This is a genomic window from Candidatus Tisiphia endosymbiont of Nemotelus uliginosus (genome assembly GCF_964264755.1).
In the GTDB taxonomy this organism is placed as follows: domain Bacteria; phylum Pseudomonadota; class Alphaproteobacteria; order Rickettsiales; family Rickettsiaceae; genus Tisiphia.
The window spans coordinates 666,343-679,308 of the sequence record NZ_OZ183481.1 but is presented as its reverse complement, the minus strand read 5'-3'; the positions used below and the strand labels follow the sequence as shown (position 1 = coordinate 679,308).

The 12,966-nt window shown below is 32.7% G+C and carries 15 protein-coding genes; 14 read left to right on the top strand and 1 reads right to left on the bottom strand.

What is annotated here, in order from left to right; all coding sequences use genetic code 11:
• The first annotated feature begins 114 nt into the window (after nt 1–114).
• The 9 genes from ACFELW_RS03540 (at nt 115) to fdxA (ending at nt 6,487) form a co-directional block, all read left to right on the top strand.
• Nucleotides 115–1,101, top strand: coding sequence for an L-threonylcarbamoyladenylate synthase (locus ACFELW_RS03540; protein ID WP_341748782.1), 987 nt, complete (start codon nt 115–117; stop codon nt 1,099–1,101).
• Complete coding sequence (gene ftsY / locus ACFELW_RS03535; protein ID WP_375330455.1) at nt 1,098–2,009, top strand: signal recognition particle-docking protein FtsY; 912 nt, start codon at nt 1,098–1,100, stop codon at nt 2,007–2,009. Before ACFELW_RS03540 ends, ftsY begins: the two co-directional genes overlap by 4 nt.
• A gap of 128 nt (nt 2,010–2,137) precedes the next feature.
• Nucleotides 2,138–3,343 (top strand): CCA tRNA nucleotidyltransferase, encoded by a 1,206-nt coding sequence (locus ACFELW_RS03530; protein ID WP_375330454.1) that lies wholly within the window; start codon nt 2,138–2,140, stop codon nt 3,341–3,343.
• 348 nt (nt 3,344–3,691) lie between these two features.
• Nucleotides 3,692–3,931, top strand: coding sequence for a nucleotidyltransferase substrate binding protein (locus ACFELW_RS03525; protein ID WP_375330453.1), 240 nt, complete (start codon nt 3,692–3,694; stop codon nt 3,929–3,931).
• A 47-nt stretch (nt 3,932–3,978) separates the two neighbouring features.
• On the top strand, nt 3,979–4,131 hold the full coding sequence (locus tag ACFELW_RS03520; RefSeq protein WP_375330452.1) for a nucleotidyltransferase substrate binding protein: 153 nt from the start codon (nt 3,979–3,981) through the stop codon (nt 4,129–4,131).
• A 2-nt stretch (nt 4,132–4,133) separates the two neighbouring features.
• Entirely contained in the window at nt 4,134–4,574 is a 441-nt protein-coding gene (locus tag ACFELW_RS03515; RefSeq protein ID WP_375330451.1) for a nucleotidyltransferase domain-containing protein, read from the top strand.
• Between the two features lie 61 nt (nt 4,575–4,635).
• The gene (locus tag ACFELW_RS03510) at nt 4,636–5,484 is read left to right on the top strand and encodes a metal ABC transporter substrate-binding protein (protein ID WP_375330450.1); all 849 of its coding nucleotides are present in this window, start codon (nt 4,636–4,638) and stop codon (nt 5,482–5,484) included.
• Nucleotides 5,469–6,170: a heme ABC transporter permease gene (locus ACFELW_RS03505; protein ID WP_375330449.1), complete on the top strand. Its 702-nt coding sequence runs from the start codon at nt 5,469–5,471 to the stop codon at nt 6,168–6,170. Before ACFELW_RS03510 ends, ACFELW_RS03505 begins: the two co-directional genes overlap by 16 nt.
• Entirely contained in the window at nt 6,167–6,487 is a 321-nt protein-coding gene (gene fdxA, locus ACFELW_RS03500) for a ferredoxin FdxA (protein ID WP_375330448.1), read from the top strand. The genes ACFELW_RS03505 and fdxA overlap by 4 nt, the downstream gene beginning before the upstream one ends.
• Here the strand turns inward: fdxA and ACFELW_RS03495 are convergent.
• Nucleotides 6,484–7,725, bottom strand: a complete 1,242-nt coding sequence (locus ACFELW_RS03495; RefSeq protein ID WP_375330447.1) for an MFS transporter — start codon at nt 7,723–7,725, stop codon at nt 6,484–6,486. The two genes, fdxA and ACFELW_RS03495, sit on opposite strands and share 4 nt — an antisense overlap.
• A 462-nt stretch (nt 7,726–8,187) precedes the next feature.
• Here ACFELW_RS03495 and ACFELW_RS03490 point away from each other — a divergent pair, with 462 nt between their 5' ends.
• The 5 genes from ACFELW_RS03490 to ACFELW_RS03470 are packed head-to-tail and all read left to right on the top strand — an operon-like array spanning nt 8,188 to nt 12,923.
• Entirely contained in the window at nt 8,188–8,883 is a 696-nt protein-coding gene (locus tag ACFELW_RS03490) for a VirB8/TrbF family protein (protein ID WP_375330446.1), read from the top strand.
• Nucleotide 8,884: 1 nt separating this feature from the next.
• Nucleotides 8,885–9,631: a P-type conjugative transfer protein VirB9 gene (gene virB9, locus ACFELW_RS03485; RefSeq protein WP_341759259.1), complete on the top strand. Its 747-nt coding sequence runs from the start codon at nt 8,885–8,887 to the stop codon at nt 9,629–9,631.
• 36 nt (nt 9,632–9,667) lie between these two features.
• The gene (locus ACFELW_RS03480; RefSeq protein ID WP_094649174.1) at nt 9,668–10,027 is read left to right on the top strand and encodes a Na+/H+ antiporter subunit C; all 360 of its coding nucleotides are present in this window, start codon (nt 9,668–9,670) and stop codon (nt 10,025–10,027) included.
• Between the two features lie 5 nt (nt 10,028–10,032).
• Nucleotides 10,033–11,454, top strand: coding sequence for a proton-conducting transporter membrane subunit (locus ACFELW_RS03475; protein ID WP_375330445.1), 1,422 nt, complete (start codon nt 10,033–10,035; stop codon nt 11,452–11,454).
• The gene (locus ACFELW_RS03470) at nt 11,454–12,923 is read left to right on the top strand and encodes a proton-conducting transporter membrane subunit (protein ID WP_375330444.1); all 1,470 of its coding nucleotides are present in this window, start codon (nt 11,454–11,456) and stop codon (nt 12,921–12,923) included. The genes ACFELW_RS03475 and ACFELW_RS03470 overlap by 1 nt, the downstream gene beginning before the upstream one ends.
• Nucleotides 12,924–12,966: the final 43 nt, after the last annotated feature.

Below are 12,966 nucleotides of genomic sequence, written 5' to 3'. Positions count from 1 at the left end.
GAAGCCACTTTGGTGGCGACGAAGCAATCCATATGATAAGCTTCATGGATTGCCACGCTCACGTACGTTCGCTCGCAATGACCTTTAAGTTAGGCAATTAGGGAAAGGAGATAAATGTTGACGACAAAATTACCCACTAAATTGAGTTATGTAGCAAGTCTATTAGATCAGGCTGCCAAATTTATTAAATCTGGTAATATAGTGGCCTTTCCCACAGAAACAGTATACGGACTTGGAGCAGATGCTAGTAATGAGCAAGCTTGTCAGAAAATTTTTAAGGTAAAAAAGCGTCCAAGCATAAACCCTCTGATTGTTCACGTGGCAACCATGAGCCAAGCTAAAACTATCGGGGAATTTAATGCAGATGCTCTTAAATTAAGTGAAGTATTTTGGCCTGGACCTTTATCGATTGTTGTGCCATTAAAAAGTGAAGCCAATATCTCTAAATCAGTATTAGCCGGACTAACAACGGTTGCACTCCGTATACCATCGCATAATATTGCTTTGGAGCTAATAAGAAAATCTGACACACCGATAGCGGCACCTAGTGCTAACCCATCAGGTTACATTAGTGCTACTACTCTAGATCATGTAAAAGAGCATTTTTCAGGTGAGAAAGATGTTTTTATTTTAGAAGATAATTCGAGTGATTATAAGTGTCAATATGGTATAGAATCAACCATAGTAGATAGTACTACTAATAACTTAACTATTTTGCGAGACGGTTTTATTACGTTGGAAGCGTTAGAGAAGGTTCTTGGTAAGAAAATAGACAAAGCTCCTTCCTTGATACAAATTAAAGCCCCAGGGATGATCAATAAACATTACTCACCAAAAGTGAAAATGAGACTGAATGCAGAGAGTTTGGAAGCTAATGAGGTAGGTCTTAATTTTGCTAATAGTAAGCTGGATGGCAATTTCTCGCTTAATTTAAGTTTAACTGGAGACTTAATTATCGCTGCTAGCAACTTATTTGCCAGTCTTAGAATATTGGATAATTATGCAGAATTAAATGGATTAGCAATTGCCGTTGCCTCTATCCCACAAATTGGTATCGGTGTTGCAATTAATGACAGACTTAAAAGAGCGGCAATAAAATGACCTCTATATTTACTAAATTAAAACAGGTATTAGTCAATAGTTCCAATAAAATATCTTCGGGCATTGACCAAATATTTTATAAAAAAAAACTAGATGAGCAAACTTTAAGTGAATTAGAGGAGTTGTTAATATCGGCAGATATAACTGCTTCTGTGGCAATAGAACTGGTCAATAAACTAAGAACTATCAAATTTGATAAAGAAGTAAGTAGCTTGGTAATCAAAGAGCAGCTTGCCAACATTATCGAGCAATTATTGATCAAGGCTAGTAAAAATTTTGAATTACACGATAAAAAGCTTAATGTCATATTAGTCTGTGGCGTTAATGGTTCAGGAAAAACTACCACCATAGGTAAGCTGGCTAGTATTTATCGTAAACAAGGTAAGAAAGTAGCAATTGCCGCTTGTGATACATTTAGAGCCGCCGCTGTTAATCAATTATCTAGCTGGGCTGATAAAAGTGGTTCAATGTTTATCACCGGCGAAGAATCAGCTGAACCTGCTAGTGTTGCTTATCTTGCTATGCAGTCTTCCATAAAAAATGATGTGGATATATTATTTATTGATACAGCTGGTAGGTTACATAACAAGAAGAATTTGATGGAAGAACTTGCCAAAATTGTTAGGGTTATTAAGAAAATTGATGATAAAGCTCCCCACCATAGTATATTAGTAATTGATGCAACTACTGGACAAAATATCTATAACCAAGTCGAGCAATTTACCGCTATTGCTAATATAACAAGTCTGATAGTTACTAAATTAGATGGTACGGCAAAAGCTGGTGTAGTGGTTGGTGTGGTGCAAAAATTCGCCTTACCAGTATGTTTTTTAGGGATAGGAGAGAAGGTAGATGATTTAAAGCCGTTTGATCCGGCTGCATTTGCTAGTAGTTTAGTAGGGAATTAAATTGGCATCATTGCGGGGAGCTACTTTAGAACAATGAAGCAATCCATAACAAAAATCCAGATGTCACCCCTGCGAAGGCAGGGGGCTAGATTCCACACCGAAGCGAGAATGACAATAGTGGAACTATAATGAATATTATAACAAGAGAATTATCTATTCAATCCAATTATTACAAAGAAATTTTGTCAATAATTAGACTAGGTGGTGGAGTGGCAAGGGTTGTCGGGGGAGCTGTTCGTGATGCTATCCTTAATGTTGTCAATTATGATATTGATATAGCAACCAATTTATTACCGCAGCAAGTAACAGATATTTTATCAGCAGCCAACATTAAGGTTATCCCAACTGGCATAAAATACGGTACAGTTACGGCTTTATTAAATAATGAAACATTTGAGATTACTACACTTAGAAAAGACATGAAATGTGATGGTCGGCACACGGAAGTTGTTTTTACTGACGATTTTATGGAGGATGCTGCTAGAAGAGATTTTACTATTAATGCACTAAGTTATTGTCCATTTGAGCATAAAATTTATGATTATTTTGGTGGAATAGACGATTTACAACAATCAAAAGTAATATTTATCGGAGAGGCATTTGCACGAATTCAGGAAGATTTTTTACGTATCTTACGTTTTTTTCGTTTTTCCTGCTATTATGCAAGACAATTAGACCTTAATGGGTTAGATGCTTGTATTAAATTGCAAGAAAATCTCAAATTATTATCAAAAGAACGGGTAAAATGGGAGATGGACAAATTGATTATCTCAGATAATAGTCCTAATATTTTGCAGCAAATGTTTGATAATGGCATATTGCAAATAATATTACCAGTTAGTAAGTTTGATAAAAAACCTTTGATGGAAGCAATTAATTGCGGTTCCTTAGAGCCTTACGCTAGATATTCACTTTTATTCTACCACATAAAGAACTTATCACTAAGTGATTTATTAAATTTAAAATTTTCTCGGCAACAAGCAAGCAAAATCATTACTATATATAGGTTTATAAATCAAGAAATCAACGAATTTACATTACGAGAAATTTGGTGGGAAACTGCAGATTATCCTGCTAATTATCTACAATGTATAAATATCTTGCTATCATTAGGCAAATTAAACAGAGCTACAGCAAATAAATTTCTAGATACATATAAATCCAAACCACGACCAATATTTCCAGTAAATGGGCATGATTTACAGAAAATAAATATTCATGGTAAAGATATTGGCACAGTGATAGGTAAATTAAAAAAATCCTGGATAGAAAGTGATTTTACGCTTAATAAGCATCAATTACTTGAATTATACTCAAATGATTTGAAGAATTAGAATAATTATCATACAATAAATTCTTAAGGCACTAAATTAGGAAAATGCTATAGTCAATTCAAGAAAATTTGGGGCTAGGAGCGATGGAGCAACACATAAGTGTCAGTTTAAGAAAACAATAATTGAAAAACCGTCATTGCGAGGAGACCGTAAGGTCACGAAGCAATCCAGAAAAGTGATTAGAAATGGATTGCCACGCCACCTACGGTGGCTCGCTAATAGACGACTTTTCTACTTTATTTTTTAAACTGACGCCTATGTGGAGCAACGCTTATAAGTAATAGGCGAGCATTGAGCGACAACATCTCCAACTTCTCCTCAATTGACTATATTAGATACAGAGTTAATATGACTATACTTAGTAACTTAGAAAAACCTCGTTGGTTATATCGTTTTGATAATTTTAAACGTGCTTTTGCTTTATTACGTGAGGCTATATATATAATGCGAGAACGTAAGGTAAGCCAGTTAGAACAAGAAGGAATTATTCAACGTTTCGAATATACATGGGAATTGACATGGAAAGTGCTTAAAGATTATCTGGAATATAAAGGTGTTGTACTGGAAACCGTTACCCAGCTGATGTAATTAAAGCATCAATAGCTGCTAACTTAATCAACAATGGTGAAATATGGATGGATGCTCTAGATTCTCGTAATAAAATGTCACATACTTATGACTTCAAAAAATTTGAGAAGATTATTATAGATATTGAAAAAAATTATTATCCTGAATTAGAGAGCATGAATCTAAAAATGTTGGAACTTGCAGCAGAATATAGAAGGTAAAGATGTCTAACCATGGATTAAGTGCAAAACAATTAAATACACTGCGTAGTATTTTGTTGCCCTTCTCAGAGAAAATCGATCGTGTTGGTTTATTTGGTTCACGTGCTACTGGTCTTTACCGTCCTAACTCCGATATTGACTTAGTAATTTATGGCTCACTTGATGAGAAGACTATGGATCGTATATTTACGCTACTTAATGACAGTAATTTACCAATCAAAATAGACTTACAAGTTTATGATTTGATCACCTGTTCTCCTCTTAAGGATCATATTGATAATAATATGTTGTTGTTATTTACACATGATCATTTTATAGTCAATTCAGGAGAATTTGGGGCTAGGAACGATGGAGCGACGCCTATAAGTAATAGGCGAGCATTGAGCGACAACGTCCCCAACTTCTCATCAATTGACTATACAGATAAAAATCAATGTTTATAGTAGTAAACTAACGTCTGTTAGTGAACAAATTATTTATTCATCATAAAAAAATTAAAAAAAAATGAAAATTAATATTAGTGCTAGCATTTTTATTGCTATAATTATCATATTATTTAATTATGGAGCTTTTGCCAGTAGAAGTAAGGTGAAAATTGTTACTAGTATCACCCCACTAGCAAGCATTATAGCGATGTTAGTGAAAGACCAGGCAGAAATTGTTGCTATTGCCAATAACAATGATTGTCCGCATCATTATAATTTAAGACCTAGTGATCTTAAAAAAGTTAAAAATGCAGATATTGTATTTTATATAGATGAGCAATTTGATGGATTTGCTGGCAAATTAATGAATGGTCATAGTAAAAATGTCATTAAAATTAGTAATTTTAATGGGTTAAGAGTTATTAGTAATAATTCTTATGATAATTGGCATATTTGGCTTGATTTAGACAATGTAAAACTATTATTAGAACAATTATTTCAGGTATTATCTCAACGATTTCCTGAGATTAGTTCAGCTATTTACCAAAATCTTGAAGAAGCAAAAAAACAAATAGAGGAGCTTACGAAAATCAAACATCAAAGATTAACGTCTTTAACAGACGTTATCTTACTTAGTGACAGTCTAGAATATTTTTTTAATAATAGCCAAAAAAATGTTGCAAGATTATATAGCTCTGATCAAAAAAGCCTGAGATATATCAGTAATCTTGAGCATTTATTAAGCATGTCCAATAGTAAATGTTTATTACTAAGTACAGAGCAAGATGTTGCTCTTTATAAAAATTTTAAAGTAGAAGTAGTGGAGGTTGAAAGTGAGAATTGGCAAACGACTAACATCAATAGTGATTTATTTTATAATCAATATTTAAAAATAATTAATCAAGTGTCTAAATGCTTAAATTATTAAATCCTTATTTTTTTAGTAAGCTAGTACGAACCATGTTACCATTATTGCTAGTTGCAATGTTAGTAGTAATGGGGTTGGGGTTATACCAAGCTTTGATAGTATCGCCACCAGATTACCAACAAGGTGATATGGTTAGGATTATGTATGTTCATGTACCAGCTTCTTGGATGGCACTAGGTATTTATACATTTATAGCTATTTGTAGTTTGTCTAACCTAGTGTGGAAAACTAAAATGTCCTTCTTAATGGCAGTAGCAAGTACTCCTATTGGGGCAGTTTTTTGTATGATTAGTATAGTAACAGGGGCATTATGGGGAAAGCCTATTTGGGGAACTTGGTGGGTTTGGGATGCTAGACTTACCTCAATGTTCGTATTATTCTTACTATATTTAAGCTATATCGTGGTGGTGAATAGTGGTGATAGGATAAGCCGTACTGAAAAACCAGCCTCGGTGATTGCTTTAATTGGCTTTATCAATGTTCCCATAGTAAAATTTTCGGTAAATATTTGGTATAGTTTACATCAGCCAGCAAGCGTTTTAAGGCTAGGTAGTCCGACTATCGATAATTCTATGTTATTACCCTTAGTGCTAATGTTTATAAGTGCTATACTATATTTTCTATTAGTATTGGGTTTGAGATCTTGCATGTTAATTGCTAAATTCAAGGAGTATGACAATTTATGACTTATGTTGTTAGCGATGAGTGCGTAAAATGTAAATATACTGATTGCGTAGAAGTATGCCCTGTCGATTGCTTTTATGAAGGGGAGTTAATGTTGGTAATTAATCCCGACGAATGTATTGATTGTGGAGTATGTGAGAGTGAGTGTCCGGTTAAAGCTATTAAGCCAGAATCAGAACAGCTGATTGACTGGATAGAGAGAGCTAAGTTTTTTTCCAGTAAATGGTCAAATATTACGGTTAAGAAACCAGCCCTACCGGATGCAGATAAATATCAAAACGAGAAAAATAAATTCGAAAAATATATGGAGAGAGCTTAACTTTTACGTATCTTTAAAAAGGCTAATACAAATAGCATGCTAAATAAGGTAGTGAATAAAAAAAGATTGGACCAATCCATATAGTTTGCACAAATACCGGATAAACAGGATAAAATAATACGTACAAAGGAGCTAAAAGAAGAAATAATTGAGTATTGCGTGGCGATCAATTCGCCATTACATAAACTAGAAAGATAAATAACAAGAGTGGTATTACCAAGTCCGCAACAGAAATTCTGTACAGTAATTGTTATAGTAAATATAACTAGATCATGACCTACTATAGATAAAAACATTAGCATTAAGGGGGATAGTAATTGTAGAATACCGCATATTAGTAAACCTCGAGATATCCCTACTTTTGTAGTTAGAATACCGCTAATAATTCCCCCTAAGGTCATTAGCATGAATCCATAGGTTTTTGAAATAGAGGCAATTTCTTGAGAGGTAAAGGACAAGTCAATAAATAAGGGAGAGCTCATTGCCATAGTAATTGAATCGCTTGCTTTATATAGAAAGACAAACAGCATAATGAATATCCAATTTGGATGGTGTCGTTTTAATAATAGTAAGCTATCACCAATGATTTTAGAATATTGGCTAAATGAAATTAAATTAGTAAAAATATGTTCAGTTTTTTTTGTAGCAGGCTCTTGCATGCATAAGATTATTAGTGGGGCAGCCATTGTTATAAAAAAGGTACATAGATATACGCAGTACCAATTAAAGAAGCAAGAGACATATAATGCTCCTGTACTATTAATCAGCATTCCTATGCGAAAACCAGTGCCACTGAAAGTTGTAGCAACTGAAAGCTCTTCCTTTGTTACAGAGCGTTCTATACGATAGGCATCTAAAATAATATCTTGAGTTGCCGCACAACAAGAAATAGTAAAATTTAAAATGGCAGTAATAACGATGTTAACAGGGGGAGCTATAATTAAAAATCCACTAGTAGTAACTAATAAACATCCTTGTACAGCTATTGCCCATCCTCGACGTTGACCAAATTTTTTACATATAATAGGTACAGAATATTTATCAATAAATGGCGCTAATATTGGTTTTAGACAATATGGCATAGAGGTTAGAAACATTAAGCCAATAATATCAGTTGAATATCCTGCTTGTGATAATTGGTAATGAATAGTAAATGTGACCAATGAAAAATTTCCTCCCGCCACTATACCTAGCAAGAAGAAACAAATAAAATAAGAACTTATGCGATTAGTTAACATTCAGGAGTTATATCCACCTTTTAGTCTTGGAAGATTAAATACCACAATTCCCTTCTCATTTCAATATAAATGCGATTTTAGGATAAGGAAAGTCTAATCATTTCCCTGGATTGCTTCGTTGCTATTAAAGTAGCCCTTCACTAATAGACATCTGTGAATTTAGCATATATGTTAGTCGGGTTAGCTATATAAAAATGGCTAATAATCTTATTTTTAATCTGAAAAATAAGATTATTAGCTAAAAATTAAGTTAAAATGCATTCGTAGAACCGCTTCAAGAATGCATTTTTCCTTATTGCTTTAACAGTTTTTGGATTAGAATTTTTAAATTCTAATCCAAAACTTAGGTATAAAAGAATAATTTTTATAAAAAAATAATAACTTCTTTGCTAATATGTGCTAGAATCCGACATTAGGTTCTGTACACAGAGCTTAATTAAGGTAATCAATTATTTTAGGCTAATGGATAAGGTATTAAGTTCTGTTCAAGAATATATTAAGTCTGGTGAATATTTTGTTGATGCTAGAAGATGGTATAATTTTGAATACCTATATCCGCTTGTACAAAGATCATTTTTGTTGATATTTACTGTAGTTTTCTTTGTATTATTTCTAGCTGTGGTGGTTAATTTTCAGACTTTATTACCAGCAGTTCGACAGGTAAGATACGCAATTAGTGCTGAATCTCTTAAAAGTGCGACGATAACTAATGCTAATCATATAAAAAATGATGCTATCAATTCTATTGCAGATATTATGATTAGAAATTACGTGATACACAGAGAATCTTATGATTATGATTTTCTTCGCCCCCAGTTTATATTTATTCAGAATAGTTCTACACGTATAATATTTAGACAATTTGCCAATTTTATGAATATTGACAACTCATTGTCACCAGTTATGCGTTACCAAAGATCCTTAAGGCGTTCTGTTAATATATTATCAGTGGTTTATCATAAAAATAATAAGGCTGAGGTCATATTTACATCGATAGCAAAAAACTCCGCTAATGATATTTTGGAAAATATGGTGTGGCAAGCAACAATAAATTTTGAAATAGATGCCATTAACATCCATTTACCTCCTAACTCAAATTTTAATTTTGTGGTTACTGGTTACAGACTTAAGTTAATAGAAGATAAAAGTAAGAAATAAGATGAAGCGATTAATAATATTGTTTGTGGTAGTATTTTCTGTAAATACTGCTTTAGCTGTTAGAGAATCTAGACCATTGCCGATCGATAGCAGAATTAGGGTAATGGTGTATAGTCCCGATGATGTATTTAAGTTCACCGGATACTACGGTTATCAGGCTAGTATAGAGCTAGCAAAAGAGGAAGAAATAGTTAGTATTTCCATGGGGGATACTACTTCTTGGCAAATAGTACCAGCTGGTCATCGAATTTTCATTAAGCCAATGGAACAAGATGCTACAACTAATATGACGATTATTACTAACAAGCGAACTTACTTTTTTGAACTATATGCTGCAGAAGCTTCGGATATGAGAGATCCAGAAATGGTTTTTAATTTAAGATTTATCTATCCTGATGATGAAAATTCAGGGGATTATTTGCAAACTTATGTTACATCCTCAGCTAACCTAGATTTATCTCATCCTGAGAAATATAATTTTAATTATTCGATAAGTGGTAATGAATCGATTGCCCCAATTAAAATTTTTGATGATGGAGTGTATACTTACTTACAATTTAGAGATAAAAATGCTGAGTTACCAGCTATTTTTGCAGTTGATGAAGCTCTTAGAGAATCGATGGTAAATTATCGACTTGCCCAAGATAATGCTAATATGGTAATTATCGAACAGGTATTTCGCAAACTGTCAATACGTCATGGTAAGAAAATAGTATGCGTGTTTAATGAAGCATTTAAACCGTATTAATTAAGTTAAGTAACAATGTTTTTAGAAGCTATATATATCTCAAAAATTTTATATTTTTTAACACTGCTCGTATTAACTAGTGGTTTGTTTATAATGTTAATCAGTGATAATTATGTTCGTAAAATCATAGGGCTTAGTGTTATGCAAAGCTCTGTGCTAATTTTTTACCTGATGCTTGGTAAGGTAAATGGGGGTATTGTGCCAATTGAGCGTAGTTTACTGCAGAATTCTCAGCTTTATGTAAGCCCATTACCTCAGGTGCTAATGCTCACGGCTATTGTTGTTGGTTTTGCTACATTGTCATTAGGGCTTAGCTTGATTTATCGTATTTCTAAGCAATTTAATACTATATCGGAGCATGAAATTAATTTTAGCGAAGCGACTCCGAATGATTGAAATAAATGATATTAATTAAACATTTTCCAGCTTTACAAGTATTGCTACCATTTTTTGGGGCGTTATTTTCAATACTAACTTTTCGTTATGTGCGTGTCACTCGAATTATAGCAGTTATTTCGATTGCACTAAGTTTATTTTTAAGTATTTATGGATTATCGGTAATTAATAAAGGTACCATATCATATGATTTTGGTAATTGGCATGCCCCCATAGGTATTGAATATAGACTAGACTACCTGAATCAACCTATAATTACCTACATTAATGGCGTATTATTATTTTTTCTAATTTTCTGTAACAAATTGCTGGCAACTACCGTACTTAAATTTATTGATCAAAAAAGGCAATCGTTATTTTACGCACTTTTATTATTTGCCCATAGCGGATATCTCGGTATATTGAGTACTAATGACCTTTTTAACCTTTATGTATTTATTGAAATATCTTCATTAAGTGCTTATGCCCTAATGGCACAGGGTAATAACCCCAAGGCTGTTATCGGTGCTTTCGATTATCTTATGCTCGGTACAGTCGGGGCAACTCTGATATTAATAGCCATTGGATTTTTATTGAGTAGTACTGGTAGTCTCAATATGTCAGATGTTTCAATGTTACTTCAAACAAATTATGACTGCAAAATAGTCAAGCTAGCTATTAGTTTTTTTCTAATTGGAGCTATATTAAAAACGGCTTTTTTCCCGATGCATTTTTGGATGATTCGAAGCTATTCTTCGGTTGCTCCGGTCATTTTGACGTATCTTGCCAGTATCTCTAGTATAATGGGTCTTTATATAATATTGAGGTTCATTCATTTTACCATTGATTACAGTATAATCATTAATGATTTAGCAATTTTTATCAAACCGATCGCTTTGGTAACTATTATTTTATGTACATATTTTGCTTGCCGAAGCAAAGAAAAAGTCAGAAATATTGTAATATATTCTTCGGCAGTACAAATTGGTTATATATTTTTGCTATTAGTTGTTCCTAGAGGCGAATTAATCCTAACTCCATTTTTGTTAGCTGATAGCCTTAATAAGATTGCTCTATTTCTAATCATTGCTTATTTTGATACTCATAGCGTACCCAGTACCAGTATGTTATGGCGTGTCTTGGTAGTATTTAGTCTAATTTGTAGCTGTGGTTTGCCAATAAGTAGTATGTTTTTCATTAAGCTTTCTATTTTTGAGTTGTTGATTGTTGAAAATCTGTGGCTCGAGTTGGTGATTGTTGTTATCAGTTCTGCTATGTCATTACTTTATCATTATAAGATTGCCAAAAAACTATGTTGGCATCACTCTAATTATACACTATTACAGTCTAACACTAAGTATAAATATTATGGGCTAATTTTTGTTAGTGTAATACAACTTCTCCTACCAATATTTTTAAACCAATTGCAACTATTAGGAGGGCATTAATGTACCCTTCTGTCACCCCTAGTTTTTTGATTATATCAACTTTACTTTTAGCTATGTTAAATTTAGTTACACCTTTTATCAGTAATAGTGATAATAATACACATAACTCTTTATTAATTACCATTAGTAGCTTCTTTTTTGTCAATATTTTAATTATTGATTGGTTATTTCTGAAGGGCGTAAGAGCCAATCTATCAATAACCATCTTTAGTAATTTTGCTATTGGATTGCATTTAGAAGCTCTCAGTCTTATTTTCTTAACCTTACTAAGTTTCTTATGGATTTGTGCATTAATTTACACCACTAAATATTTGGCAATTAATAATATTGATAATTCTAGTCGTTTTCTATTCTTCATTAATCTAAGCGTATTATCTGGGGGGATGGTAGCATTATCTTCAAATCTCTTTACGATGTTTATTTTTTATGAAATATTAACATTATCAACTGCTCCATTAATTGGTCATAGTGGTGGAGATAAAGTTATGGCAGGAGTCTATAAATATTTAAAAATATTGATGATCTCAGGGATATTACTATTCTTGCCAGCTATAATAATTATTTATGCTAAAGCAGGGCATGGTGACTTTACCTCCCAAGGTTTTATCGAGCATTATTTTTCCAAAAATCAAACCATAATTTTGTTATTAATGTTTATTTTTGGCACATCGAAGGCAGCCTTATATCCTTTGCACCAATGGTTACCAGCGGCAATGGTAGCACATTACCCTGTAAGTGCTTTGCTACATGCAGTGGTAGTTGTTAAAACTGGACTTTTTTGTATTTATAAAATTCTGATATATATTTTTGGTCTTAAATATTTACACTCTATTTTTGCCGAATTTAATTGGATCATTTTCTTACCTATTATCACCATATTTTATAGTTCCTTTAAGGCATTAACTAGTGATAATATTAAGAAGATTCTAGCCTACTCTACGATTAACCAATTAGGGATAGCTTTACTTAGTAGCTTGATGTTTACCTCAAAATCTATAGGAGCAGCTATCCTACATTTATCTTCACATTCATTTACTAAAATCTGTTTATTTTATGGAATGGGAAGTATTTATAGCTTAAAGAAGACTAACCAGATATCTGACCTAATCAACGCTGGTAAAGAAATGCCAAAAACTAGCTTTATGGTATGTATTGCCAGTTTATCGTTAATTGGCATTCCCCCCTTTGGTGGTTTTATTAGTAAGTTTTATATTATGCTTGCCGCTGCTGAACAAAATCAAATATTAGTTATGGGTGTGCTAGCTTTAAGTACTTTATTCTCTGCACTTTATTTAGCAAAGCTTGTGATATTTATTTATAAGCCAACTATAGCTAATAGTTCTAAAATGGTTTCAGAAAATAAATTGCCTACTGCCATGATGGTTAGCCTAATTATATGTACATGTTGCATCGTATTATTTTATTTTATACAGATTTTTATTAAGAAGTTTTTTATATTTATATGGTAAGTATGTTTTATCATAAGCGTTTACATATGAATTAACTAAGTTA